This window comes from Citrobacter sp. FP75, from assembly GCF_018342065.1.
Classification (GTDB): Bacteria; Pseudomonadota; Gammaproteobacteria; order Enterobacterales; family Enterobacteriaceae; genus Citrobacter.
Genome location: NZ_JAFDOE010000005.1, coordinates 223,456 through 249,672 on the forward strand (window position 1 = coordinate 223,456; position 26,217 = coordinate 249,672).

22 protein-coding genes and 1 other annotated feature are annotated in these 26,217 nt (G+C 47.9%); of the genes, 7 read left to right on the top strand and 15 right to left on the bottom strand.

The window, feature by feature from the left end; translation table 11 throughout:
* Positions 1 to 42: 42 nt before the first annotated feature.
* Positions 43 to 1,536 (bottom strand): sulfatase family protein, encoded by a 1,494-nt coding sequence (locus tag JQ822_RS17845; protein ID WP_213134582.1) that lies wholly within the window; start codon positions 1,534 to 1,536, stop codon positions 43 to 45.
* A gap of 571 nt (positions 1,537 to 2,107) precedes the next feature.
* On the opposite strand from JQ822_RS17845, the gene JQ822_RS17850 reads away from it, so the two are divergent.
* Entirely contained in the window at positions 2,108 to 2,866 is a 759-nt protein-coding gene (locus tag JQ822_RS17850; RefSeq protein WP_213134583.1) for an outer membrane protein OmpK, read from the top strand.
* A gap of 104 nt (positions 2,867 to 2,970) precedes the next feature.
* Complete coding sequence (locus tag JQ822_RS17855; protein ID WP_213134584.1) at positions 2,971 to 4,542, top strand: bifunctional metallophosphatase/5'-nucleotidase; 1,572 nt, start codon at positions 2,971 to 2,973, stop codon at positions 4,540 to 4,542.
* Between the two features lie 66 nt (positions 4,543 to 4,608).
* Here JQ822_RS17855 and JQ822_RS17860 read toward each other — a convergent pair whose 3' ends face one another.
* The 5 genes from JQ822_RS17860 to dnaK form a co-directional block, all read right to left on the bottom strand.
* Positions 4,609 to 6,321, bottom strand: coding sequence for an aryl-sulfate sulfotransferase (locus tag JQ822_RS17860; RefSeq protein ID WP_213134585.1), 1,713 nt, complete (start codon positions 6,319 to 6,321; stop codon positions 4,609 to 4,611).
* A 911-nt stretch (positions 6,322 to 7,232) separates the two neighbouring features.
* A complete protein-coding gene (locus JQ822_RS17865; RefSeq protein WP_213134586.1) occupies positions 7,233 to 7,556 on the bottom strand; it encodes a phage holin family protein in 324 nt (107 codons plus the stop codon).
* A gap of 13 nt (positions 7,557 to 7,569) precedes the next feature.
* Positions 7,570 to 8,523 (bottom strand): LysR family transcriptional regulator, encoded by a 954-nt coding sequence (locus JQ822_RS17870; protein ID WP_213134587.1) that lies wholly within the window; start codon positions 8,521 to 8,523, stop codon positions 7,570 to 7,572.
* Positions 8,524 to 8,711: 188 nt separating this feature from the next.
* On the bottom strand, positions 8,712 to 9,845 hold the full coding sequence (dnaJ, locus tag JQ822_RS17875) for a molecular chaperone DnaJ (protein WP_135323217.1): 1,134 nt from the start codon (positions 9,843 to 9,845) through the stop codon (positions 8,712 to 8,714).
* An 87-nt stretch (positions 9,846 to 9,932) separates the two neighbouring features.
* Positions 9,933 to 11,849, bottom strand: a complete 1,917-nt coding sequence (dnaK, locus tag JQ822_RS17880) for a molecular chaperone DnaK (protein WP_096758373.1) — start codon at positions 11,847 to 11,849, stop codon at positions 9,933 to 9,935.
* Between the two features lie 384 nt (positions 11,850 to 12,233).
* Here dnaK and JQ822_RS17885 point away from each other — a divergent pair, with 384 nt between their 5' ends.
* Both JQ822_RS17885 and satP read left to right on the top strand, forming a co-directional pair.
* Positions 12,234 to 12,638 (top strand): DUF2541 family protein, encoded by a 405-nt coding sequence (locus JQ822_RS17885; RefSeq protein ID WP_213134588.1) that lies wholly within the window; start codon positions 12,234 to 12,236, stop codon positions 12,636 to 12,638.
* A gap of 173 nt (positions 12,639 to 12,811) precedes the next feature.
* The gene (satP, locus tag JQ822_RS17890; protein WP_006686623.1) at positions 12,812 to 13,378 is read left to right on the top strand and encodes an acetate uptake transporter; all 567 of its coding nucleotides are present in this window, start codon (positions 12,812 to 12,814) and stop codon (positions 13,376 to 13,378) included.
* Positions 13,379 to 13,412: 34 nt separating this feature from the next.
* Here the strand turns inward: satP and JQ822_RS17895 are convergent, their stop codons facing one another.
* From JQ822_RS17895 to tal, 3 genes are all read right to left on the bottom strand, one after another.
* The gene (locus JQ822_RS17895; protein WP_213134589.1) at positions 13,413 to 14,720 is read right to left on the bottom strand and encodes an MFS transporter; all 1,308 of its coding nucleotides are present in this window, start codon (positions 14,718 to 14,720) and stop codon (positions 13,413 to 13,415) included.
* Between the two features lie 124 nt (positions 14,721 to 14,844).
* Positions 14,845 to 15,432: a molybdopterin adenylyltransferase gene (mog, locus tag JQ822_RS17900; RefSeq protein WP_213134590.1), complete on the bottom strand. Its 588-nt coding sequence runs from the start codon at positions 15,430 to 15,432 to the stop codon at positions 14,845 to 14,847.
* Between the two features lie 110 nt (positions 15,433 to 15,542).
* A complete protein-coding gene (gene tal, locus JQ822_RS17905; RefSeq protein WP_213134591.1) occupies positions 15,543 to 16,496 on the bottom strand; it encodes a transaldolase in 954 nt (317 codons plus the stop codon).
* 273 nt (positions 16,497 to 16,769) lie between these two features.
* Here tal and JQ822_RS17910 point away from each other — a divergent pair, with 273 nt between their 5' ends.
* Together JQ822_RS17910 and yaaA are read left to right on the top strand one after the other, a co-directional pair.
* Positions 16,770 to 18,200 (top strand): alanine/glycine:cation symporter family protein, encoded by a 1,431-nt coding sequence (locus tag JQ822_RS17910; protein ID WP_213134592.1) that lies wholly within the window; start codon positions 16,770 to 16,772, stop codon positions 18,198 to 18,200.
* 77 nt (positions 18,201 to 18,277) lie between these two features.
* Positions 18,278 to 19,051, top strand: a complete 774-nt coding sequence (gene yaaA, locus JQ822_RS17915) for a peroxide stress protein YaaA (protein ID WP_213134593.1) — start codon at positions 18,278 to 18,280, stop codon at positions 19,049 to 19,051.
* Between the two features lie 44 nt (positions 19,052 to 19,095).
* On the opposite strand, the gene thrC is transcribed toward yaaA, so the two are convergent.
* The 6 genes from thrC to yjjY form a co-directional block, all read right to left on the bottom strand.
* A complete protein-coding gene (gene thrC, locus JQ822_RS17920) occupies positions 19,096 to 20,382 on the bottom strand; it encodes a threonine synthase (protein WP_213134594.1) in 1,287 nt (428 codons plus the stop codon).
* Positions 20,383 to 20,385: 3 nt separating this feature from the next.
* Positions 20,386 to 21,315: a homoserine kinase gene (gene thrB / locus JQ822_RS17925; RefSeq protein ID WP_213134595.1), complete on the bottom strand. Its 930-nt coding sequence runs from the start codon at positions 21,313 to 21,315 to the stop codon at positions 20,386 to 20,388.
* A 1-nt stretch (position 21,316) separates the two neighbouring features.
* Positions 21,317 to 23,779, bottom strand: a complete 2,463-nt coding sequence (gene thrA, locus JQ822_RS17930) for a bifunctional aspartate kinase/homoserine dehydrogenase I (RefSeq protein WP_213134596.1) — start codon at positions 23,777 to 23,779, stop codon at positions 21,317 to 21,319.
* 23 nt (positions 23,780 to 23,802) lie between these two features.
* Positions 23,803 to 23,929 (bottom strand) — a sequence feature (Thr leader region).
* On the bottom strand, positions 23,859 to 23,924 hold the full coding sequence (thrL, locus tag JQ822_RS17935) for a thr operon leader peptide (protein WP_213134676.1): 66 nt from the start codon (positions 23,922 to 23,924) through the stop codon (positions 23,859 to 23,861). It overlaps the preceding feature by 66 nt.
* A 206-nt stretch (positions 23,930 to 24,135) precedes the next feature.
* Positions 24,136 to 24,822 (bottom strand): tRNA/rRNA methyltransferase, encoded by a 687-nt coding sequence (locus JQ822_RS17940; RefSeq protein WP_213134597.1) that lies wholly within the window; start codon positions 24,820 to 24,822, stop codon positions 24,136 to 24,138.
* A gap of 398 nt (positions 24,823 to 25,220) precedes the next feature.
* Positions 25,221 to 25,361 (bottom strand): YjjY family protein, encoded by a 141-nt coding sequence (gene yjjY / locus JQ822_RS17945; RefSeq protein WP_042998021.1) that lies wholly within the window; start codon positions 25,359 to 25,361, stop codon positions 25,221 to 25,223.
* Between the two features lie 95 nt (positions 25,362 to 25,456).
* Between yjjY and arcA the strand changes: the two genes are divergently transcribed.
* A complete protein-coding gene (gene arcA, locus JQ822_RS17950) occupies positions 25,457 to 26,173 on the top strand; it encodes a two-component system response regulator ArcA (protein ID WP_001194359.1) in 717 nt (238 codons plus the stop codon).
* The last annotated feature ends 44 nt before the right edge of the window (positions 26,174 to 26,217 follow it).

Sequence of the window (26,217 nt, forward strand, 5' to 3'; positions counted from 1 at the left end):
TAGCCCTAAGTGGCATACCTAATGTTTCTTATAATTATTCAATTAGCCCCAGGTGACTGGCGTTGGCTTGTCACCGCGAGCTTTCATCAGCGAATCGTTGTCAATATCCTGTTTGTATTTCAGGAACTTGCCATACAGTTGTTTCTCGACTTCAGGTTGTTTGCCAATCTGATTAAGAGTTTCAAAGCGATCTTTTTTCAGGTTGTAGAGGTATTTCGGTTTATTTTCACGATCGATAATCATCTTCCAGTCGCCATCACGGATCGCCCATTCGTCAGTAGGATCATCCTGGAACGGCATATCAATGCCAAAAATAAGTGGCTTCTGACGCTCTAACGTTTTCTGTTCCAGTAATGGAACCAGAGACTGCCCATCGTAAGTACGATCTGTTGGCAGTTTAAAATTCATCATGTTTGCTAACGTCGGCATCCAATCAAGGCCATAAACAGGCGTATCCGTTACCATCCCCTGCGGAATATGTTTACCGTACTTGATGATTGCCGGAACACGAATACCACCTTCCCATAAGTTGTCTTTACGACCGCGAAGCCCATCCGTTTCACCCGCCAGGTTCAGTTCATATACTTTACGAGCCTCGCGTGTCACTGGGCCGTTATCACTGGTGAAAATGACAATGGTGTTATCTTCTTCACCCATTGCCTTGATCTTATCCATAACTTTACCGACCTGAGCATCCATATAGCTGATGTTCGCGTAGTATTCACCCGTTCCGCGCCACGGCTTATCCGCCCAGTCGCCATAAAACAGATCCGGATGCTGTTTCTGGTAAGCGCTCATATATTGCGAATACATGTCGAGATACTTTTTCGGCGAGGCCAGCGGGCTGTGAACTTCCGTGAACGCGACATATAAGAAGAACGGTTTGTCGTCTTTCTTGTTATCCAGCCAGTTGACGACTTCAGAACTGACAAGCTCGCCGCTAAACGTTTCCGCTCTGCCAATGGGTTTGCCATTACGCACAAATCCCGTCGGGTGCACCATGCCATAGCGTGGGCGTTCTTTTGCATTATCCAAGGTGGAGTCGGTAACAAATCCAGCCGCATTCACCAAACCATAGTCAAACCCCATGTCCTTCGCCTGCGGTTGATCGGTGCGATCGCCCCCGGCATTCAGGTGCAATTTCCCCATCATCGCCGTGTCATACCCCTGTTGCTTTAACAGGTTGGCAATCGTCAGTTCATTTCGTCCCAACGCGACATCTTTGCCTTCAGGGATCCAGGAACGGATCCCTGTACGGAATGGCATTCGTCCGGTCAACAGCCCGGCACGAGAAGGGGAACATAGCGGAGCGGGCGCGTAATAATCCGTAAATCTCACCCCCTCCTGAGCCAGTTTGTCGATATTCGGCGTTTTAACTATTTGGTGCCCATAAACAGCCAGATCGCCATAGCCTAAATCGTCTGCAAGTATGATGACTAAGTTAGGACGTTTATCCGCAGCTGCCTGCGCGGTAGACGATACGCTTCCGGCACATAAGGCCAGTCCGATCATACTGGCAACAACAGTTCTTTTCATTTCAACTCCTTTGAATTATCACATCACCAATTACGCAATAGACTTGCCAAAAGGCTTAATATTTTCGGTTGATTTCTGGCACTCACTATTACATCAGCATGCAATAAAGAGCGATTGTAAAAATAAAGGAATATATATTCATATATATTATATTAATAATGAAAACGTCACTCTCACTTATATAAACCAACCAGAAAAGTCTATTAAAAAGCCGCACAACAACAAGTGACGGAGATCTCAAATACCTCCGCTACCCTCTCTATCTCTCGTTAATGTCAGCATATGTTGCTTTCCTGACACTAAGTAACTAATAGCGAAGAAATCATACAAAAAAGAATATTGCGAACATCGATAAAAAAATATTCACGTTACTTCCGTAACACGCCTTATATTAAAAAAAACATAAAGTTAGCATTAAAAAAACAACATCGCCCGACACTTTCCAGAATTAATATGCGAACACTGGTATTTTTGCGACATCTATCACTCACGAACAAAACATCAACCAATAGACTTCCATTTTTTCGAAAGCATTACCCTTTGTTATTGTCTTTATCTCATGGAGCTGAGCATGAACAAAAAATATATTAATAGCCTACTTAGTGCATGCCTTATCTTATCCTGTTTTAATGGTCATTCAGCCGAACTAAAACGCGTATATGGAAAAATTAGTCTCGGGTATGGTGACTGGAATAAAGGTTTTGTAAACGTCGATCGTGGCGAAGTATGGAAAGCGGTAGCCGATTTTGGTGCCGTTTTCGACAGAGGCGAATTTGCATCTTTTTATGAGATGAATGTGCTTAACCACCCAGTAGAAGGACGTAACCATGTCACGCAATTCTTAGGTCATTATCGTCCGATTGAGGGTTCTGATTTTACGGCAATGATGAAACTCTATATGTCGATGGAAAACAAATTTGGCGATGAGCTGAATATGATGTATGGCATTGGCTATTTAGGATTGGTTGAAAAATCCTGGTTTATCAAGCCGTATCTAGCTATTCATAATTTATCTAACGACTACAATTCCAAAACCTACGGACAAGCAACAGGTTTTAACGGCTATGTTGCTGGTTGGGTAGCAGCCTATAATTTTGAACTTTTTAATGAGCGTTTTGCCATTTCTAACTGGAATGAAATTGAGTTCGATCGTAACGATGCCTATGCAGAGCAGCAAGGCGGTGATACTGGTTTAAACGGCGCACTCACCTTCACCTGGAAATTTATGCCCAGATGGACAGCCTCAGTATCCTATCGCTATTTCAATAATAAGCTGGGATACGACGGTTATGGTGACCGTATGAATTACCTGATTGGTTTCGAGTTTTAATTCTTATCAATCTAGTAAATATAACACTTACATGTGTTCTCCTGATGTGCATCCAATATGGCATGGATGTATTGTGATGTTATTCTTTAATGTAGCGCAAATGGATGGGTAATATGAAACAGAAATTTTCGGTATCTCTACTTTCACTCTGCATAGGTCTGTCTTCTGCAATCTCTTTATCAGCAAATGCCAGAGATATCACTATTTATTACACTAACGACTTACATGCCCATGTAACGCCGGAAATTATTCCTTATGTATCTAAGACACGTCCGGTGGGCGGTTTTGCACCTATTTCAAAAATCGTCAAAGATGCAAAAGCGAATGAAAAAGATGTATTTTTCTTTGATGCGGGCGATTATTTCACGGGACCATTTATCAGTACGCTGACTAAAGGCGAAGCCATTGTTGATATTTTAAACACAATGCCTTATGACGCCGTTTCTGTCGGTAACCATGAATTCGATCATGGACATGAGAATCTGATAAAGCAACTGAGCAAGATGAAATTCCCGGTACTATTGGATAACGTCTTTTACAGCGGCACGGATACTCCGTTAATTAAAGATCCGTATACCATTGTAGAAAAAGACGGGTTAAAAATCGGCGTCATCGGCATGCATGGCGTTTCTGCATTCTATGAAGCTATTGCCGCTGGTGTACGTGAAGGCGTTGACTGTCGTGATCCTATTCCTTATGTGAAAAAACAGCTGGAAGAATTAAAAGGTAAAGTTGACCTAACCGTTCTGCTTGCCCACGAAGGCGTGCCGGGTATGCAGTCCAGCGCGGGCGAGGCTGATGTAGCCCGTGCGCTGAAAACTGACGTTGAGATGGCTAAATCACTTGAAGGCTATGGCCTTAACGTTCTGATTACCGGCCATGCGCACAAAGGTACGCCAGAGCCGATTAAAGTTGGCGAGACCCTAGTCGTTTCCACCGATGCTTACACTATTGAATTAGGTAAGCTGGTGCTTGACTGGAACCCGAAAACTAAGAAAGTGGACAGCTATAACGGCAAGCTAATCACAATGTATGCCGACACTTATAAGCCGGATCCTGAAACGCAGGCTAAAATTGACGAATGGAATCAAAAAGTTAAGAAAATTACCGATGAAGTGGTCGCTCACTCTCCAGAAATACTGACCCGTTCTTACGGCGAATCCGCGCCAACCGGCAATTTAATCACCGACGCGTTGATGGCAACTGTTCCTTATGCCGACGCCTCTTTCTATAACGCTGGTGGGATCCGTACCGAACTGCCGAAAGGCAACATCACCTATGGCGATGTGCTGAGTATGTATCCGTTCACCAATGATGTAATGAGCATGGAAATCAGCGGTAAAGATCTGAAATCCATTATGTCACACGCAGCCGATCTGAAAAATGGCACTCTGCACGTATCGAAAACAGTACAGTTTAAATATGACAGCACCAAACCACTAGGCCAGCGTATTGTCGAATTTGATATCAAAGGCAAATCGGTAGAAGACAATAAGCTCTATACCGTCGCGCTAGATTCATTCATCGGTAAAGGCGGTGGCGGATTTACTTTCACGAAAGGGAAAAATATCAAATATATCGGAATACAAACAGCACCAGCGATTGTTAACTATATGAAGAAGGTCAATAATATTCAGCCTGATCACACAATGCGTGTTGATGATATCAGCAAATAACGATTAATTTATCTCATATTTAAACTCAATGCGGTCACATAAGTGGCCGCATTGTTTTATCATTGGTTAAAATAATGGAAGCTTATAAACTCTAAAAGCTGAGATATCATAGCGATAATCATCACCATTTACTTCAGCATTTTTATAATAACCTGACGTTACCGTCGCTTCAAACAGAAGCTGTTTCGTCTGTTTATTGATCTCTTGTAATACCAACATCCCCAGTGCCTGGCTTCCATCCTGTGGATCCACAATATCACTGTATCCCGGTTGGGCAGATAGAGGACGACCATTTTCATCCATAGTACTTGCACCAAAATGGATGACCAGATTACCATTGTTCAATAAATGCTTGGCGCTAACAAAACTGCTGTAGCCCCTGCTCCCGACCTCATCTTTCCCATATTCATACGAGCGTGTTACCGTCATCGTATTTAAATCAATTTTAAACTGAACTACCCGGCTAAAGTTGTCAATTGGCAACAAGCTACTGGCATCGTCTCGAGAACGATAATTTCCATTGTCAAAAACTAAGAACTCCAGAATACCGCTCTCGGCATTTGGAATCTCTACAATATTATGCTGTCCCCATGTCCAAAAGTTACTATTTGCTGAATCAATCCCATCTTGCGTCGAAAAATCGAATAGGGGATTTCCAGACTCATCGACTGGAGTAAGCAAGTATTGTGCAAAATCAGCCCCCCACCCCTCGTGATCAGCCATAATAAAACGTAATTGGCCAGAGTCGACATCAACACCGAAAACAGCACTCTGGTGACGCCCGGATGAAACTAATAAGTTATTGGTAGTATTAATATAACTTTGGTTAATATGTAGCCAGTCATCCATTGTTGCTGATTGACCTGGCGCACTCCCTGATGGACGTGGGGCTCGTGAATAATCCATTACTTTTAGCATGTCGTAGTATGCAACTTCAAACCCTGTTGTTAGATCGATAATAGAGACACCGTCTTTACCAGTTGAATAATCATCCGGACGACCATTACTGTACTCAGACGGGGCAATGGCAAGACTTCCATTTAATGGTAGGATGGAATGATGAAACTCATTATCAAGTAAATAAACGGTATATACTCGGCCCATAACATCAAATTCATACATATCTAAACAGTGATTAATGCCTTGGGATGTCGCCAAAAAATGACCGTTATCCATCCGCACAAAATTATAGGAAGGGATATCTTGCGATACATACCAACGTACTATTCCGTTTTGATCAAACGCCAAATTGTAACGATCAAAATATGTTGAGAAGTAAAGTCCATCAGCTATCAATGATGGGTCTTCAACACTGTGAGTTACAGTAATGATGGGGAAACCAAGATTAATATCAGCAGAGTCAGATGGAGGTAAAGCGGCAGGTGTCACTATATATTGGCCAACAATCTGCGACTCTAACATTAATGTGATTACATTATCCTCTCCGGAAATCAAGCCTGATACAGGGATTAGGTTTGTACCATTTTGAGCTGAGTATATCCACGATAAAATAACATTATTGCCATTACGATCCTGGACACTAATAGTCAAATCTTCATTCTTATTTGCCCAAACGCCCAAGTAAAGAGTTAAAGGAGCTGTATCATATGGATCTAAAGTAATTAATGCATTGCTATAACTATTATTTTCTGTAACTGCGGAGAATAAACCTTGGTAGATTGCATTATGCGCAAGCACCATCGTGTTATTAACATCAATTTTTTGATTAACAGGAGGACGAGGAGCGGGGTGCTTTAAAAATAAATTATTAATGTTCATATTATTACCTTTTAAAAATATTTTATTTAATGTCGATAATATAGTCCCGACACATTTAAAATATTGATAAAAGAACTGCAGTACAAATCAGTAAATATAAAAAATAATTTATGATATTTTTAATATGGAAATGGATATTTTGTGACCCTAACACTATATATAGATATAGCATCATTAGATACGATGATAAACATTTCAGCATGAATTTCTTATAAACAATGCCATCCGACCTATGCCAGACAACTTCCCCCTCTTATCGCACACCACCAAATGCCAGATGAATACTTAAAAGTCCATTTAAGTGGGAATTCATAATTGCTAAATAAGTACTTTTTTTTGTGAAACAGGTCTTTTTTACATTTAATAAAAACATATTCATATTGAATCACAGGAAGTTAATATTTATTCTTTCCTGACATATCAACTAATATCTGGTATATAAATGACCATCTACATCATTAAAAACTGTTGTATATATGATAACATCAATCATGAGTTAAAAAGTAGAGATGGAACGAGAACTGTAAAGCTTACGTACATGCGCTCCAGATGTTTAGATTTCATACTCACCCATACTCAAGAGCTTGTTATCAGAAAAAACCAAATCTCAATGGCATTATGGGAGGAACGAAGCGAATTTATAAGTGACGCAAACTTAACTCAGCTGTTTTATCTGGTCAGAAAAGACCTCAGAATATTTGGGATTGATGACTTATTTATTACAATACCCAGACAAGGAATAAAGATTAACGATAACATAGAGATTAAGCATGTTGAAAACAACAAAAATATCAATCAAAAAAAATATATCCACTATATAATATTAGGTTTAATTATCCTTACTATCACCTGTGTAGCAAATTTATTTTACCTCCCATAGGATGAGAATGCCCACGGATGGGCATTACTAATCATTTAACAAAAATTTGCGTGATTTTGGTCTTCAATATTTTCAATACAGGTCCAGCAAAAACACCGCCAAGTCCTGACAATATGAGTATCATATTAGTGCTGTAGCCTTTATCAATAGCAATACCTGAAAGCAAAAAACCAGAAAAACATGATATGATAACTTGTTTTAAACATCCTTTGATATTTTTATGTATTCGACCTCTACTTTCTCTCAAGAGATAACTGACTACTCCCCCCCATGCACTAACGACTATAACAGCAAGAATAATCTCAAATTCTATAATAGCCCGTTGAGCAGGTTCAGAACTGATTACCATGGACATAATAAATTCCTTATCATTTTATAGGTGAATATATGGACTGCAGCCTCATAATCCATTCTCGAAGTATGTCGTAATATTTATTCTTTTTATATAACGAAGCATAAACAGGCAGCATTTTAAAAATAAAATCATCAGGCAATGTTAATATTTTTATACTATACCCCATTATCTCCTTAAAAAAAGAAGCTAACGTAATGGGAATAATACAAATCATATTTGTATTTTCTACTATATTCATCAGGCCTAACATTGAGTCACTACGATAACCTACTTTACGAACTAATTTAAATTCGGCATTGTTTTTATAAAGAGAAAATTCTTCCATTAGTTCTTGAGAAAAGATATCTGATTGATATACGGCATGTGGAAAAGAATAATAGTGGTGTGGTAACAACTCATCCAAAGTTGATAGCGGACTACTTACACCACAAACACAAACGTAATCCCTAAACACATCAATGAGATGTACTTCAATATCAGATCGTTGTGGTGGGGAAAGATTAATAAGTATATCTCCCGTACCAGATGATAACATACTGGCTAAATTAACTTTACTATTTTTATTAACTGAGTAATGATTTATTGTATATTTTTTGGTTAGCTCAGAGCTTTTAATAAAACATGAAAGATAATAATTTTCGACAATATCGCTGCCTAATAATGTTATAACATGGGATTCATTATTATCATTTGAGAGAGAGTATGTATCGTTAATAATATGCAGGACATGACTATACGATTTATAGAGTTCTAATCCTTTTTTCGTCGGTGTCAGTCCCATCTGGGTTCTTTCAAAGAGCTTAAAAGAATAAGTGTTTTGCAGGCGATTCAATGCTTGAGAAATTGCTGCTGGAGTTAGCGACAACCTATCAGAAGCTCTGGAAGCGTTTCCTGATTCAACTACAGCATTAAATATCTTAATTAAATTAAAGTCGAAATTACAATGTTGATCAAGTGTCCTGTTCATTTATACCTCCTATTATGCTGAGAAACAAAATAAGAGAAAACCTTTATCTTAGAAAATCATTTCTCATCATCTCTCCTGAATTCTCTTTTTTATACGTATAGTTAGCCAGTGGTTTCTGGTCTTCTATAGTCAAATAAAAAGCCCTGGATTTTACAATCCAGGGCTTTTAAACGATTTAGCACTAATTATTAGCGTGTCAAATCGTCAAAGAATTTCTTCACGCCGTCGAAGAAGCTTTTGGAACGCGGGCTGTTTTGTTCGCCCGTCGGGCCACCAAAACTATCCTGCAGGTCTTTCAGCAGCTGTTTCTGCTTATCGTTCAAACCCACTGGGGTTTCAACCACAACGCGGCACAGCAAATCGCCCTGGGCACCACCGCGCACCGACTTAACGCCTTTACCGCGCATACGGAAAAGTTTACCGGTTTGCGTTTCACCAGGTACTTTTAATTTCACGCGGCCATCGAGCGTCGGGACTTCAATCTCGCCGCCCAGCGCAGCCATCGCAAAGTTGATCGGCACTTCACAGTACAGGTTATTGCCTTCACGTTCGAAAATCGGGTGCTGTTTCACCTGCACCTGAACGTACAAATCGCCTGCCGGCGCACCATGCTCGCCCGCTTCGCCTTCACCAGACAAACGGATACGGTCGCCGGTATCAACCCCTGCCGGAATTTTAACGGACAGCGTTTTGCTCTTCTCAACGCGGCCATGCCCGTGGCATTTGTTGCATGGATCTTTGATCAGCGTACCGCGGCCCTGACAGTGTGGACAGGTCTGCTGTACAGCAAAAAAGCCCTGGCGCATCTGCACCTGACCGGAACCGTGACAGGTCGGACAGGTCTGCGGCTGAGTCCCTGATTTCGCGCCGCTGCCGTGGCAAACGTCACACTCTTCCAGCGTAGGAATACGGATCTCTTTGGTGACGCCACGCACAGCTTCTTCCAGAGAGAGATCCATGTTGTAACGTAAATCCGCACCACGTGAGGCGCGCTGACGGCCACGACCACCGCCAAAGATATCGCCAAACACGTCACCAAAGATATCGCTGAAGTCAGCACCGCCGCCGAAACCGCCGCCGCCACCCATACCGCCTTGCTCAAACGCAGCATGGCCGTACTGATCGTAAGCCGCACGCTTTTGCGCATCGGTCAGGATCTCGTAGGCTTCTTTGATCTCTTTGAATTTGGCTTCGGCCTCTTTATCACCCTGGTTACGGTCCGGGTGAAATTTCATGGCCAGGCGCTTATAGGCCTTTTTGATTTCACGCTCTTCCGCAGTTTTGGAAACGCCCAAAATCTCGTAATAGTCTTGCTTTGCCATTGGTTTTTTTAAGCCCCTTAACATACGAGCACGGGCGAAGAGGAAACCTCTACGCCCGTGCCGATTAACTACCCTGCATCAGGGCGATTATTTTTTGTCTTTCACTTCTTCAAACTCAGCGTCAACAACGTCGTCATCTTTCGCGTTGTTTGCAGAAGCATCAGCTGAACCCGCCTGCTGCTGTGCGTGCTGCTGCTGCGCGATTTCCATCAGTTTCTGGGAAACCTGCGCCAGAGCCTGCATTTTCGCTTCGATATCTGCTTTGTCTTCGCCTTTCAAAGACGTTTCCAGTGCAGTCAGAGCGGACTCGATAGCAGTTTTGTCGTCAGCCGGCAGTTTATCGCCTGCTTCTTCAACCTGCTTGCGAGTGCTGTGCAGCAGATGGTCACCCTGGTTACGGGTCTGAACCAGCTCTTCAAACTTACGGTCAGATTCTGCGTTCGCTTCTGCTTCGCGAACCATTTTCTGAATTTCTTCTTCGTTCAGACCAGAAGAAGCCTTGATGGTGATCTTCTGCTCTTTACCGCTGTTTTTGTCTTTCGCAGAAACGTGCAGGATACCGTCGGCATCGATATCGAAGGTGACTTCGATCTGCGGCATACCGCGCGGTGCCGGGCTGATACCATCCAGGTTAAACTGACCCAGATCTTTGTTATCAGCCGCACGTTTACGTTCACCCTGCAGCACATGGATGGTCACCGCAGACTGGTTGTCTTCAGCGGTAGAGAACACCTGGCTGTGCTTGGTCGGGATAGTGGTGTTTTTCGCGATCAGCGGAGTCATCACGCCGCCCATGGTTTCGATACCCAAAGACAGCGGGGTAACGTCCAGCAGCAGCACGTCTTTAACATCACCGGTCAATACACCACCCTGAACAGCAGCACCGATAGCAACGGCTTCGTCCGGGTTAACGTCTTTACGTGGCTCTTTACCGAAGAACTCAGCAACTTTCTTCTGCACCATCGGCATACGTGTCTGACCACCGACCAGGATAACGTCCTGAACGTCGGAAACAGACAGACCCGCATCCTGCAGAGCAACTTTCAGCGGCTCGATAGAACGGTTAACCAGGTCTTCTACCAAGCTTTCCAGTTTCGCACGGGTCACTTTGATGTTCATGTGTTTCGGACCAGACGCATCTGCAGTGATGTACGGCAGGTTAACGTCGGTCTGCTGCGCAGAAGACAGCTCAATTTTCGCTTTTTCTGCGGCTTCTTTCAGGCGCTGCATTGCCAGCGGGTCGTTACGCAGATCAATGCCCTGATCTTTCTTAAATTCGTCAACGAGGTAGTTGATCATACGGCTATCGAAGTCTTCACCACCGAGGTGGGTATCACCGTTGGTTGCCAGAACTTCGAAGGTTTTTTCACCGTCAACTTCGTCGATTTCGATAATAGAGATATCGAAAGTACCACCACCGAGGTCGTAGACCGCGATAGTACGGTTGCCGACTTCTTTATCCAGACCGTAAGCCAGCGCGGCTGCGGTCGGTTCGTTGATGATACGTTTGACTTCCAGACCTGCGATACGACCGGCGTCTTTAGTTGCCTGACGCTGAGCATCGTTGAAGTAAGCAGGTACGGTGATAACCGCTTCAGTTACCGGCTCACCCAGGTAATCTTCAGCCGTTTTCTTCATTTTTTTCAGCACTTCAGCAGAAATCTGCGGCGGTGCCAGTTTCTGACCTTTTACGTCAATCCATGCATCACCGTTGTCAGCACCGATGATTTTGTACGGCATGATAGCTTCATCACGCTGCACTTCTTCGTCCTGGAAGCGGCGGCCAATCAGGCGTTTAATCGCAAACAGGGTGTTTTGCGGGTTTGTCACTGCCTGACGTTTAGCCGGCTGACCAACCAGAGTTTCACCATCCTGGGTATAAGCAATGATAGAAGGCGTGGTGCGATCGCCCTCGGCGTTCTCCAGCACACGTGCAGTAGTGCCATCCATAATCGCTACACAAGAGTTGGTAGTACCCAGGTCGATACCAATAATTTTACCCATCTAAACGTCTCCACTAAAAATTCTGTCATCAGGTGGTTGTGAATCTGTAATAAGGGCGAAACGTGCGGTTTCAACTACCCTGAATCGTTTTTTTTCAGACTCACCACTGCGGTTGTCTACAAGATGGGGTCGTAACCCACGTCATCAAGGGGGGCATGCAAATTTTTTTTAGCCCAATCGTAATAAAATGAGAGAAAACGGGTAGAAAAGCAGGAAAGCCAATAGTCACAGCCCCCAAATAATTCACTGAACCAATATTATAAATACCAGCCATTCACCTTAAAATTGTAATAAAAAGAAAAGATTACAAACATGAACTGTTTTTCCAACGGCGGTATTATGGTGACTGGCAATCAACTTTTGAACCCGTCAAAGAGAAATTTCATGAAATCCATGTTAACCCTTCCCGCCAGCCTGCTGATGGGTCTGTTGCTGAGCAGCGCTGCACATGCTAACGATCATAAAGTCCTGGGAATGATTGCTATGCCCAGAAATGCAACCAACGATCTCACGCTAAGAATTCCCGTTTGTCGCGTGGTGAAGCGTATTCAGTTGGCGGCAGATCGTGGCGATATCAAACTAAATGGCGCTTCCGTTTATTTTAAAGCCGCGCGCATGTCCAGACAGAGCCTGAACGTCCCTTCCTCTATCAAAGAGGGGCAGACAACCAGTTGGATCAACATCAATAGCGACAACGACAATAAACGCTGCGTGTCCAAAATCACCTTCTCTGGCCAGTCAGTCAATTCATCCGACATGGCGACATTAAAAGTCATTGGTGATGACTAACCTCCCCCCACCTTTCAGCCATGATAATTATCACTGGGGAAAAAAATTCATTTTCCCCTCATCAGATCATAGACAGCCCCCTCTCCCCTGATTATCATGCCGCGCCCCGAAGACAGTGATCGTTATTCGGGGAAACTATTTCACCATTCAATCAATGATGATTTTGAGGAATTATGGGCAACACTAAGTTGGCTAATCCGGCACCGCTGGGCCTGATGGGCTTTGGCATGACCACCATTCTGCTTAACCTGCATAACGCGGGTTTCTTCGCCTTTGACGTTATTATTCTGGCGATGGGAATTTTCTACGGCGGTATCGCGCAAATTTTTGCCGGACTGCTGGAGTATAAAAAAGGCAACACCTTCGGTTTAACCGCCTTTACCTCCTACGGCTCTTTCTGGCTGACGTTGGTTGCGATCCTGATCATGCCGAAAATGGGCCTGGCAGATGCAACAAATGGTCAATTCCTGGGCGTGTATCTGGGTCTGTGGGGCGTGTTCACGCTGTTCATGTTCTTCGGTACGCTGAAAGCTGCTCGCGCGTTGCAGTTTGTCTTCCTGAGCCTGACCGTGTTGTTCGCCCTGCTGGCTGTGGGCAATATTGCGGGTAACGAAGCGATTATCCACGTTGCTGGCTGGGTTGGCCTGGTGTGTGGCGCAAGCGCCATTTACCTGGCGATGGGTGAAGTGCTGAACGAACAGTTTGGCCGCACCATCCTGCCGATTGGTGAAGCGCACTAATCTGCCGTTATCCCCCCGTAAGGGGGGATAATCCCTACAGACGCTGTAATTCTCCCTCAACGTCTGTATCACGATGATAAATACCCTGTCGCAGCCAAATCCCCAGCCCTAACCCCACCAGCGAAAGCGCCAGTACGTACCAGGCCGGAGCCATTGGTGACACGCTCATCAACATCGTTACCGCGATCGGCGTCAAACCACCGAAAATGGCATACGAGACGTTATAGGAAAAGGAGATACCGGTAAAACGGACCTCCGCCGGAAACGCCCGCACCATCACGTAAGGCACTGCGCCGACCACGCCAACGCACAACCCGACCAGACCGTACAACGGGAACAGGTACTCGGGATGAGTGCCGGTCAGGTGATAGAAAAACCAGCTCGAACAAGCCAGCAGCAGGCTACCAACAATAAAGGTTTTGCTGGCGCCCACTCTGTCGACCACAAATCCAGCCAGCAGGCACCCGATGCACAGCATAATAGTGGCAACGCTGTTGGCCTGTAAGGTCAGCGCAGGGGCAAAACCATACTGTTTTTGCAGCCAGACGGGGGACATCAGGATCACCACCACAATCCCAGCGGAGAGCAGCCAGGTCAGTAACATCGAAATGACCACCGCTTTTTTATGTTTGCTCACCACCGATTTTACCGGTAGCTCATGCGCCAACGCTTTGCGCTGTTGCATTTCGAGGAAGATGGGGGTCTCCTGCAGCCAGCGGCGCAGATACATTGCCACTAGCCCAAACGCGCCCCCCAGCAGGAAAGGAATACGCCAGCCGTACTCATGTACCGCCTGCTGCGTCAGGCTGGTATTCACCAACGTGGCCACTACCGAGCCCAGAAGAATACCCACCGTTAATCCGGCGGTCAGCGTTCCGCAGGCAATGCCGATACGGCGCTCCGGGACGTGTTCGGCAACAAACACCCACGCTCCCGGCACTTCTCCCCCTATCGCTGCACCCTGCAAAATACGCATCAATAGCAGCAACAACGGGGCCAGTATCCCCATCGAGGCATAAGTCGGCAGCAGGCCTATCGCCAGCGTTGGTATCGCCATTAGCAAAATGCTCAGAGTGAACATTTTCTTACGCCCGACCAAATCGCCAAAATGCGCCATGATGATGCCGCCCAGCGGACGCGCCAGATAGCCTGCGGCAAAAATACCGAAGGTTTGCACCTGACGTAGCCATTCTGGGATGTCTGCGGGGAAGAACAGTTCACCCACAACAGCGGCAAAGAAGACAAAAATAATGAAATCATAAAACTCAAGCGCCCCACCGAGAGCAGCGAGCGAAAGGGTTTTATAATCCTGGCGATTCAGTGGTCGAGAATGTTGTGACATAGCAAACCATGCGTCAGTGGAGTGATTGAACGTGTCTGTCGATACATGTAAAACAAAAATTACTATATCGTAAACAATTCAATACTCCACCAGCATTACTCTTTATGTCACGAAAAGGCTACTTTCAGGCATTTGTATCGCGTATCGCGCTTTTCGGTCTAAAAGATGCTACCACTGTCGGGGCAGTTTCCACATACGGCCCATCCAATAACTGTATACAATACGGTACACTTGCAAAAATACCCGCCACGATAACCTTACCGTCGGCGTCTTTCACACCTTCCAGCGTTTCTTTAATCGATTTTGGCTGGCCTGGCAGGTTCAGGATCAGCGCCTGCTTGCGAATAACCCCAACCTGACGCGAGAGGATCGCCGTCGGCACAAAGTGCAGGCTTATCTGGCGCATTTGCTCACCAAAGCCAGGCATCTGCCTGTCGGCTACGGCAAGCGTTGCATCAGGCGTCACGTCGCGACGAGCCGGGCCGGTGCCGCCGGTGGTCAGCACCAGGTGGCAACTCATTTCATCAACCAGTTCGCACAATGTTTGTTCAATGATGGCCTGCTCATCCGGGATCAACCGGGTTTGCAGTTCAAAAGGGGTTGTCAGGGCGGACGCCAGCCACTCTTCGAGCGCAGGGATACCCTTATCCTGATAAACGCCGCTGGAGGCACGGTCAGAAATAGAAACTAAGCCAATGCGTAAAGTGTTCATGATTATTCCGTTTAAACAGTCTCGTTAAACAGAATGATACACTGCGAAGGGAAGGACAGACAGGTTTCAGAAGAGGTAGCGTGACCCTTGTCAGGGCCACGCGCTAATGATTACAGCAGATCGCCGATCATTTTTTCCAGTTTGCCCTGGTCTACAGCAAACTTACGGATACCGTCCGCCAGTTTGTCTACAGCCATCGGATCCTGGTTATGCTGCCACAGGAACTCAGCTTCAGTGATACGCGCAGGACGCGCTTTCACTTCGCCAGAGAAGGACAGTTTACGCTCGAGAGCGCCTTCGCTTTCCGCCAGCTCTTTCAGCAGTGCCGGAGCAATCGTCAGACGATCGCAGCCCGCCAGCTCAATGATTTCGCCGATGTTACGGAAGCTTGCACCCATCACTACAGTTTCATAACCGTGCTGTTTGTAGTACTCGTAGATTTCCGTGACAGAAACGACGCCCGGATCTTCTGCCGGTGCGTACTCTTTCTTGTCAGTATTGGTTTTGTACCAGTCCAGAATACGGCCAACAAACGGAGAAATCAGGTACACGCCTGCTTCTGCACATGCACGCGCCTGCGCAAAGGAGAACAGCAGAGTCAGGTTACAGTTGATGCCTTCTTTTTCCAGCTGCTCCGCAGCACGGATACCCTGCCAGGTAGAAGCCAGTTTGATCAGAATGCGATCGTTGCTAATGCCAGCATCGTTGTACAGCTTGATCAGGCGTTTTGCTTTCGCGATAGACGCGTCGGTGTCGTAAGACAGACGAGCGTCAACTTCAGTGGAGATACGACCCGGGACCAGTTTCAGGATCTCCAGACCGATGTTTACCGCTAGTTTGTCGGTCGCGTCGACAACCTGCTGCGCGCGGTCGTTGCTCTGCTGCTTAGCCCAGGCTACAGCGTCATCAATCAGCTTGCGGTATTCCGGGATCTGCGCTGCGTTAAGAATGAGAGAAGGGTTAGTTGTGGCATCCTGAGGCTGATACAGCTTCATTGCCGCGATGTCTCCGGTGTCGGCCACTACTGTGGTGAACTGACGAAGGGAGGTCAATTTGTCCGTCATGATAGCGATTCTCTTTAAACAGCTTGTTAGGGGGATGTAACCGATCTTCCCTGATGATAGCACGACGCACTCTCAGCGCAACCGCCGGGATTGTCCGACCAGCCGCTCAGTCCTGATTACGCATCTCAAAGCCGGTGATGCGCAATTAAGGATATACCCATAGTTATGATAAACTCCCGCAATCAATCTCATCACAAGGTATATACTGTTCGATTATTGGTAGCGCTTACACGGGATTATTCGCGCTTACCGGCATCAACAAGAGGGATGTTAATGCCTGATTTTTTATCATTTATTAATGAGGTGCTCTGGGGTTCGGTGATGATCTACCTCCTGCTTGGCGCAGGATGCTGGTTCACCTGGCGTACAGGGTTCGTTCAGTTTCGCTATCTTCGCCAGTTTGGCAAAAGTCTTAAAAACAGCATCAGCCCGCAGCCGGGCGGCTTAACTTCCTTTCAGGCTCTGTGCACCAGTCTCGCCGCGCGTATTGGCAGCGGAAATCTGGCGGGCGTGGCTCTGGCGATCGCTGCCGGCGGTGCGGGAGCCGTTTTCTGGATGTGGGTTTCCGCAGTCATTGGGATGGCGACCTCGTTTGCTGAATGCTCACTTGCTCAACTGTATAAAGAACGCGATAACAAGGGACAGTTTCGCGGTGGCCCTGCGTGGTATATGGCACGTGGGCTGGGCATGCGCTGGATGGGCGTTTTGTTCGCTATCTTTTTACTCATTGCCTATGGTCTGATTTTCAACAGCGTCCAGGCGAATTCAGTCTCGCGTGCGCTGGAGTTTGCTTTTGACATCCCACCGCTTGTGTCCGGTATCTCATTGGCGTTGCTGTCTTTGCTGGTTATCGTCGGCGGCATTAAAGGCGTTGCCCGCCTGATGCAATGGTTCGTTCCATTAATGGCCCTATTATGGGTAAGCTGCAGCATCATTATCTGCCTGTGGCATATTGGACAGATCCCTGAGGTCATCGTCACCATTGTGAAGAGCGCGTTTGGCTGGCAGGAAGCCGCCGCCGGTGCGGCCGGGTATACGCTAAGCCAGGCTATTGCCAGCGGCTTTCAACGCGGTATGTTCTCTAATGAGGCCGGAATGGGTTCAACCCCTAACGCTGCCGCAGCCGCCGCGTCATGGCCTCCACATCCTGCCGCCCAGGGCATTGTCCAGATGATTGGCGTGCTGGGTGATACGTTGGTTATCTGTACGGCTAGTGCAATGATTATTCTGCTGGCGGGTAATGGCACCACGTATGTGCCGATGGAAGGTATCCAGTTGGTTCAGAAAGCCATGGTAACGCTCACGGGTGAGTGGGGTGCGGGATTTGTCGCCCTGATTGTTATCATGTTCGCTTTCAGTTCTATCGTCGCCAACTATATCTATGCTGAAAACAACCTGGTCTTTCTGCATCTGGACAATATCCGGGTTATCTGGCTATTGCGCATTGTTACTGTCGGTACCGTCATCGCAGGCACCTTAGCCAGCTTCCCGCTGGTATGGCAGCTTGCCGACATTATTATGGCCTGTATGGCGATCACTAACCTGACGGCGATTCTACTGCTCTCCCCGGTTGTTTATACCCTCGCCAGCGACTACCTGCGTCAACGAAAACTCGGCGTGCCGCCGGAATTTGATCCGCGGCGTTATCCTGATATCAGACAACAGCTTGCACCCGAGGCCTGGGATGAAACGCCGCACAACTAGCGCGGCAATCGCAACCATCGATCAATTCTGTCGTTTTTTTTGCTACAGTCGCAGTAAATCTCCCGCAAGGACTGGATATGCTGATTCTGATTTCACCTGCAAAAACGCTCGACTATCAAAGCCCACTGGCAACTGCGCGTCATACGTTGCCCGAGCTGCTGGATCATTCCCAGCAGCTTATCCACGAAGCGCGTCAGCTTTCTGCGCCGCAGATTGGTAAGTTGATGGGGATTAGCGACAAGCTGGCGGACCTGAACGCCACCCGCTTCCATGACTGGCAACCGGACTTCACGCCTGACAATGCGCGCCAGGCTATTCTGGCGTTTAAGGGCGACGTGTATACCGGATTGCAGGCAGAAACCTTCAGCGAGGCAGATTTCGATTTTGCCCAGCAGCATTTACGCATGCTGTCCGGACTGTACGGCGTGCTGCGCCCACTGGACCTGATGCAACCCTACCGCCTCGAGATGGGCATTCGCCTTGCCAATGCCAAAGGTAAAGATCTCTACCAGTTCTGGGGAGATATCATCACTGATAAGCTGAACGAAGCGCTGGAAGCGCAAGGTGACAGCGTGGTCATTAACCTCGCCTCGGATGAGTATTTTAAATCCGTAAAACCGAAAAAACTGAATGCGGAGCTTATCAAACCGGTGTTCCTTGATGAGAAAAACGGCAAGTTCAAAGTCATCAGCTTCTATGCCAAAAAAGCGCGTGGCCTGATGAGCCGTTACATCATCGAAAACCGCTTAACCAGGCCAGAACAGTTGACCACATTTAACAGCGAAGGCTATTTCTTTGATGAAGAAGCGTCAGGGAATGGCGAACTGGTGTTTAAACGCCACGAGCAGTAATTTACATACCGGATGCCGACGCAAGTCGACATCCGGCACCACGATTACCCGCGGGTCATCATCAGCTGACGCAGTTGCGCAAAATCGGCTGGCAGATGATGAGACAGCAGCGGCAAGTCCGCGCGTTCCGCCAGCTCTTTTGGCAGAGCTAACGTAAGATCAAGAATCTCTTCAACGCTTTCTTTAAACTTCGCCGGATGTGCAGTCCCGAGGAACAGTCCATACTCGCCTGGGTTCAACTGGTCACGCAGCGCACGGTAAGCCACCGCCGCGTGGGGTTCAGAGGTGTAGCCTAACTCATGCAGCTCGCGCATCGTATCCTGCGTCGTGGCATCATCAACGGCGGCGTAACCCAGCTCGTTCAGACGCCAGATTTTACGGCGGAACAGTTCTTCCACACGCGGCCAGTTGTTCGGCTGGCTGACATCCATGGCATTCGACAACGTCGCCTGAGTCGCTTTCGGCGCCCACTCGCCTTCTTCAAGGAAGCGTGGAACCGTATCGTTGACGTTGGTCGCCGCGATAAAACGCTTCACCGGCAAGCCGAGTGATTTCGCCAGCAGCCCGGCGGTCAAGTCGCCAAAGTTGCCACTAGGCACGGAGACAACCAATTGATTACGCGCCTCCTGCGGCAGTTGAGCCACGGCCTCAAAGTAATAGCAGATTTGCGCCAGCAAACGGCTGATGTTGATCGAGTTAGCCGAGTTTAATCCCAGCGCCACCTTCAGTTCTTCATCATCAAACGCCTTTTTCACCAGCGCCTGACAGGCATCAAAATCGCCGTCGATGGCGACAGTTTCAATGTTTCCACCCAGCGTACAGAACAGTTTTTCCTGTAACGGGCTGATCTTACCGTTCGGATAGAGGATAACCACACGCACATTTTTCAGACCATAAAAGGCATGCGCGACCGCCGCTCCGGTATCACCGGAAGTGGCCGTCAGGATGGTCACTGGCTTGTCGCCGCTGATGTGCGTCAACATTTGCGCCATAAAGCGCCCGCCAAAGTCTTTAAAAGCCAGCGTCGGACCGTGGAACAGCTCCAGACAACCGACATCACCCGCCACCTGAGCGACCGGCGCCGGGAATGCAAACGCCGCACGCACGCGCTCTGCGAGGACGTCGTGCGCAATTTCATCGCCAATAAATGCAGACAGGATCTTTGCGCTACGGCTGACAAAATCCAGCTTCAGCATCTCATCAATTTCGGTCAGGCTAAATTCCGGCAGATCGTGCGGGAAAAAAAGTCCCTGCTTTCTCCCCAGCCCTTGCGTGACGGCCTGTGCGAAGCTGACCTGCTCGTTATGATCTTTAAGATTGTAGAGTTTCATTTATTATCCCAGTACCCGTGCGCCCGCCGTGTCCAGCCGGCAAATATGAACAAAGCCTTCCTGATTTTGCAGGTAATTCTTACCCAGCCAGTCTGCGACACGCTGTGCCGTATCCGGTTTATCACATAACGCAAACAGCGTCGGCCCTGACCCGGAGATACCGCTGGCCAGCGCACCGATTTCCGCCACCGCCTGACGCGCCTGGCTAAAACCGGGCAGCAAGCGGGTGCGATATGGCTCGGCAATCACATCTTTCATCAGCTTAGCGGCAAGCCCAGGCTGACGGGAATAGCAGGCATGAATAAAGCCCGCCAGATGCCGCCCGTGGGCGATACAGTCCTGACGGCGGTATTGCGCCGGTAAAATCGCCCGCGCTTCAGCCGTGGAGACCTTAATTCCCGGATAGGCCAGAACCCACAGCCACTCATCAAAGCCTGGCACCTGCTGGCTGATTATGCCGTTTTCTTCAATCATCAATTGCATACCGCCCAAAAAGCACGGCGCAACGTTATCGTAGTGGATACTGCCGGAGATGCGTCCTTCCAGCTCGCCCATTATCGCCAGCAGCCGCGTGTCGTTGAGCGGTTTTCCGCAGAACTCGTTCATCGCCACCAGCGCGGCAACAACAGAACAGGCACTGGAACCTAACCCCGAGCCAATCGGCATATTTTTTTCCAGCGTCATCGTCACCGGAATCTCTTTCCCCAGTTCCTGGCAGAATCGCTCCCAGCACTGGTAGACAATATTTTCTCGCGGCTCAGGCGGCAGCTTATTAGCAAAGCGCCCAAGGTTGTTGAGGCTAAAGCTGTCGGCAGCTTCAACAGAGACAACATCACCTAACAAAGAACCATCAACGGGCGTGACTGCTGCCCCGAGCACATCAAACCCGACGCTCATATTGGCACTGGAAGCCGGGGCATAAACTCTCACCATGTTAAACTCCTAACTTCCATGAAAGGGTACGTAGCAGGTCGGCAAAGACGCCCGCCGCCGTGACATCGTTACCCGCGCCGTAGCCGCGCAGAACCAACGGTAGCGGCTGATAATAGTGGCTGTAAAACGCCAGCGCGTTTTCACCGTTTTTCACTTTAAACAGCGGATCGTTGCCATCCACTTCGGCGATTTTCACCCGGCATACGCCGTCTTCTTCGATATTGCCAACATAGCGCATGACTTTCCCCTCATCACGGGCTTTCGCCACGCGCGCGGCAAACGCATCGTCGAGTTGAGGCAGCTTCGCCATAAACGCGGAAACGTCGCCAGAATCATCAAAGTCTTGCGGTAGCACCGGTTCAATAACGATATCAGTAAGCTCCAGCTCGCGGCCGGTTTCACGGGCGAGGATCAGCAGCTTACGCGCCACGTCCGTCCCGGAAAGGTCATCGCGCGGGTCAGGTTCGGTATAGCCCATTTCGCGTGCCAGAGCGGTGGCTTGTGAGAAGCTCATTCCTTCATCCAGCTTACCAAAAATAAACGACAGCGAACCGGACAGAATACCGGAGAAACGTTGCAGTTCATCGCCTGCGCTGAGCAGGTTTTGCAGGTTTTCGATAACCGGTAAGCCCGCGCCAACGTTAGTGTCGTACAGGAATTTACGCCGGGACTTCGCGGCGGCAAAACGCAGCTGATGGTAGTAATCCATCGACGAGGTGTTGGCCTTTTTGTTTGGCGTTACCACGTGGAAACCTTCGCGCAGGAAGTCGGCATACTGATCCGCCACGGCCTGGCTTGACGTACAGTCGACAATCACCGGATTGAGCAGATGGTATTCTTTTACCAGGCGAATTAAGCGACCAAGGTTGAAAGGCTCTTTGGCTTCCGCCAGTTCCGCCTGCCAGTTTTCCAGGTTTAGGCCGTGGACATGAGTCAGTAAGGCTTTCGAGTTCGCAACCCCGCAAACGCGTAAATCAATATGCTTGCTCTTCAGCCAGCTTTGCTGGCGTTTTAACTGCTCAAGCAGCGCGGAGCCTACACCACCAACGCCTATCACAAAGACTTCGATGACTTGATCGGTATTGAACAGCATCTGATGCGTCACGCGCACACCAGTGGTGGCATCATCGTTGTTCACAACCACCGAAATAGAGCGCTCAGACGAGCCCTGGGCGATAGCCACGATATTGATATTGGCACGCGCCAGCGCCGCAAAGAATTTCGCCGAGATACCGCGCAGCGTGCGCATACCGTCGCCGACCACCGAGATAATCGCCAGGCGCTCAGTAACTGCCAGCGGCTCCAGCAAGCCTTCTTTCAGCTCGAGGTAAAATTCATCCTGCATCGCACGCTGAGCACGCGCACAGTCGCCCTGCGGGACGCAGAAGCTGATGCTGTATTCAGAAGAAGACTGGGTGATCAGCACCACCGAGATCCCTGCGCGAGACATCGCAGCGAACACGCGTGCCGCCATGCCCACCATCCCTTTCATCCCTGGGCCCGAAACGCTGAACATCGCCATATTATTGAGATTCGAAATACCTTTCACCGGCAAATCATCTTCATCACGGCTGGCGCCAATCAGCGTACCCGGCGCTTGCGGGTTACCGGTATTTTTAATCAGGCAAGGGATCTGGAACTGGGCAATCGGGGTAATGGTGCGCGGGTGAAGCACTTTGGCGCCGAAATAAGACAGCTCCATCGCTTCCTGGTAAGACATTGACTTCAGCAGTCTGGCATCGGGTACCTGACGCGGGTCGCAGGTATATACGCCGTCAACGTCCGTCCAGATCTCACAACAGTCGGCACGCAGGCAGGCGGCCAGTACGGCAGCGGAGTAATCAGAGCCGTTACGTCCCAGCACAACCAGCTCACCTTTTTCATTCCCGGCGGTAAAGCCCGCCATCAACACCATATGGTCTGCAGGAATACGGCTGGCGGAAATACGGCGCGTAGACTCGGTAATATCAACGGTCGATTCGAGGTAATGGCCTACCGCTAACAGTTTCTCGACAGGATCGATAACCGTCACCTTGTGGCCACGTGCTTCCAGCAGTCCGGCCATGATAGCAATCGACATTTTTTCGCCACGGCAGATAAGCGCAGCATTGATGCTGTCCGGGCACTGTCCCAGCAGGCTGATACCGTGCAGGACATGCTTAATTTGGGCAAATTCTTGTTCAACAAAGGCTTTGAGCGGAGCCTGCGGGAAACCGGGCTGTGCCGCGGCAAGTCCAACCAATAGCTCAGAGAAAATGCGTTCGGCGTCGCTGATATTGGCTAAAGCATCCTGACCACCGATGGTCTTCTCAATCATCGCCACCAGATGGTTAGTAATTTTTGCCGGGGCAGAGAGGACGGTCGCAACCTGCCCCTGCCTGGCATTGCTTTCCAGAATATCGGCAACTCGCAGAAAGCGCTCTGCATTTGCCACTGATGTACCGCCAAACTTCAACACTCGCATGGTTTACCTCGTTGCCTCTGGTCGAAAAAAAAGCCCGCACTGTTTAGGTGCGGGCTTTTTTCTGTGTTTCCTGTACGCGTCAGCCCGCACCTTTACCTGTGGTAATGGTGATGGTTGTTGTAATGGTGGTGCTGATGCGTTTCATGATGTTGTGTGCTCTGTAATTATTATCTGTCTGTCCTGTATCCTTTTAGGGTTAAAGTATCTCGTGACCTAAGTCAATAAATTTTTAAATTGGTCACATTCCGAAACTTGTTCACGAGTCACTGCTTGCCGTTTTACTTTCAACTAATACAGCGCGCCACACCCTCTTGAAATTAGAATAAAAAACCACTGAGAGCGCGATTGGCAATGCTTTATTTTGTGATATTTTTTTCAATATCATGTAAAAAACGGTGCAACATTGCCGTGTCTCGTTGTCCTAACAGGCCCATTCGCTGTTGCAGCCAGTCCGTGAGTTTGATGTCATCAGAAACGTTCAGCGTGGCTAATAAACGCAAAACGCGCGCGCGCAAAGCCTGTAGCTGAAGTTCATCTGTCACCTCAATGTTTTTAGCCGGTTGTTGTATTAAACCTGCTAATTGATAGCAATACACCATCACCGCCTGCCCCAAATTGAGTGAAGGATAGTCAGCCACCATCGGCACACCTGTCAGCACATCTGCCAGCGCTAATTCTTCATTTGTCAGGCCCGAATCCTCGCGACCAAAAACCAGCGCGGCGTGATCCATCCATGTGGATTTTTCCTGCAAAAGGGGAACCAGTTCGACCGGGGTGGCGTAATAATGAAACTTAGCCCGACTGCGTGCGGTGGTGGCAACCGTAAAATCTACGTCGTGCAGCGCCTCGGCTAACGTTGAAAAAACGTTAATATTATCAATGATGTCACCCGACCCGTGGGCAACCCAGCGCGTAGCAGGCTCCAGGTGGGCCTCGCTGTCAACGATCCGCAACTCGGTGAATCCCATGGTTTTCATCGCACGGGCCGCCGCACCAATATTTTCCGCTCTGGCAGGCGCCACCAGAATAATTGTTAAACGCATTTTGCTACTCTTTTTGTCAGTTTGCCGATAGTAATGTGATGTACATCAACATATTACGCGTCGCGAATTTACATATTCTTAACAGAGATCACTGAAAAAGCATTTTACATTAAGTAAAAAATGCTAAACTGTTTCGTACCTGTACTATTGATTTTTATGTTAACAGAAGTTATATATCCCTCTGTTTATCCATGATAATTTAATTTAAAATGGAACACATTGGTTGGATTCATTACATTTATTAATTTGCTCGTGCAACTAGTTGTAATATTGCAATTTTGTGATGAACGCTAACATTTGGATGCGATGATTTCATCAAACTGTTAACGTGCTACAATTGAACTTGATATATGTCAACGAAGCGTAGTTTTATTGGGTGTCCGGCATGTCTTAGCCTGTTATGTTGCTGTTAAAATGGTTAGGATGACAGCCGTTTTTGACACTGTCGGGTCCAGAGGGAAACTACCCACGACCAAGCTAATGATGTTGTTGACGTTGATGGAAAGTGCATCAAGAACGCAATTACGTACTTTAGTCATGTTACGCCGGTCATGTTAATTTACGACATGCTTCAGGCAGGTCAGGGACTTTTGTACTTCCTGTTTCGATTTAGTTGGCAATTTAGGTAGCAAACATGCAGACCCCGCACATTCTTATCGTTGAAGACGAGTTAGTAACACGCAACACGTTGAAGAGCATTTTCGAAGCGGAAGGCTATGATGTATTCGAGGCGACAGATGGCGCGGAAATGCATCAGATCCTCTCTGAATATGACATCAACCTTGTGATTATGGATATCAATCTGCCAGGTAAAAACGGTCTCCTGTTAGCGCGTGAACTTCGCGAACAAGCTAACGTTGCGCTGATGTTCCTGACGGGCCGCGATAACGAAGTCGATAAAATTCTCGGCCTCGAAATCGGCGCTGACGATTACATCACTAAACCGTTTAACCCGCGTGAACTGACTATTCGTGCTCGTAACCTGCTGTCCCGTACCATGAACCTGGGCACGGTCAGCGAAGAACGCCGTAGCGTCGAAAGCTACAAGTTCAATGGTTGGGAACTGGATATCAACAGCCGTTCTCTGATCGGTCCTGACGGTGAGCAGTATAAACTGCCACGCAGCGAATTCCGCGCCATGCTTCACTTCTGTGAGAATCCGGGCAAGATCCAGTCTCGTGCAGAACTGCTGAAAAAAATGACCGGTCGCGAGCTGAAGCCGCATGACCGTACCGTTGACGTGACTATCCGCCGCATTCGTAAACATTTCGAATCCACGCCGGATACGCCAGAAATCATCGCCACCATTCACGGTGAAGGCTACCGTTTCTGCGGCGACCTGCAGGATTAATTTAATCCTAAATGGTACAAAAACGGCGCGTAACGCGCCGTTTT

Coding starts and splice junctions, on each gene's coding strand:
- JQ822_RS17845 (WP_213134582.1), bottom strand. CDS start 1,536: ATGAAAAGAACTGTTGTTGCCAGTATGATCGGACTGGCCTTATGTGCC.
- JQ822_RS17850 (WP_213134583.1), top strand. CDS start 2,108: ATGAACAAAAAATATATTAATAGCCTACTTAGTGCATGCCTTATCTTA.
- JQ822_RS17855 (WP_213134584.1), top strand. CDS start 2,971: ATGGGTAATATGAAACAGAAATTTTCGGTATCTCTACTTTCACTCTGC.
- JQ822_RS17860 (WP_213134585.1), bottom strand. CDS start 6,321: ATGAACATTAATAATTTATTTTTAAAGCACCCCGCTCCTCGTCCTCCT.
- JQ822_RS17865 (WP_213134586.1), bottom strand. CDS start 7,556: ATGTCCATGGTAATCAGTTCTGAACCTGCTCAACGGGCTATTATAGAA.
- JQ822_RS17870 (WP_213134587.1), bottom strand. CDS start 8,523: ATGAACAGGACACTTGATCAACATTGTAATTTCGACTTTAATTTAATT.
- dnaJ (WP_135323217.1), bottom strand. CDS start 9,845: ATGGCAAAGCAAGACTATTACGAGATTTTGGGCGTTTCCAAAACTGCG.
- dnaK (WP_096758373.1), bottom strand. CDS start 11,849: ATGGGTAAAATTATTGGTATCGACCTGGGTACTACCAACTCTTGTGTA.
- JQ822_RS17885 (WP_213134588.1), top strand. CDS start 12,234: ATGAAATCCATGTTAACCCTTCCCGCCAGCCTGCTGATGGGTCTGTTG.
- satP (WP_006686623.1), top strand. CDS start 12,812: ATGGGCAACACTAAGTTGGCTAATCCGGCACCGCTGGGCCTGATGGGC.
- JQ822_RS17895 (WP_213134589.1), bottom strand. CDS start 14,720: ATGTCACAACATTCTCGACCACTGAATCGCCAGGATTATAAAACCCTT.
- mog (WP_213134590.1), bottom strand. CDS start 15,432: ATGAACACTTTACGCATTGGCTTAGTTTCTATTTCTGACCGTGCCTCC.
- tal (WP_213134591.1), bottom strand. CDS start 16,496: ATGACGGACAAATTGACCTCCCTTCGTCAGTTCACCACAGTAGTGGCC.
- JQ822_RS17910 (WP_213134592.1), top strand. CDS start 16,770: ATGCCTGATTTTTTATCATTTATTAATGAGGTGCTCTGGGGTTCGGTG.
- yaaA (WP_213134593.1), top strand. CDS start 18,278: ATGCTGATTCTGATTTCACCTGCAAAAACGCTCGACTATCAAAGCCCA.
- thrC (WP_213134594.1), bottom strand. CDS start 20,382: ATGAAACTCTACAATCTTAAAGATCATAACGAGCAGGTCAGCTTCGCA.
- thrB (WP_213134595.1), bottom strand. CDS start 21,315: ATGGTGAGAGTTTATGCCCCGGCTTCCAGTGCCAATATGAGCGTCGGG.
- thrA (WP_213134596.1), bottom strand. CDS start 23,779: ATGCGAGTGTTGAAGTTTGGCGGTACATCAGTGGCAAATGCAGAGCGC.
- JQ822_RS17940 (WP_213134597.1), bottom strand. CDS start 24,822: ATGCGTTTAACAATTATTCTGGTGGCGCCTGCCAGAGCGGAAAATATT.
- yjjY (WP_042998021.1), bottom strand. CDS start 25,361: ATGACTAAAGTACGTAATTGCGTTCTTGATGCACTTTCCATCAACGTC.
- arcA (WP_001194359.1), top strand. CDS start 25,457: ATGCAGACCCCGCACATTCTTATCGTTGAAGACGAGTTAGTAACACGC.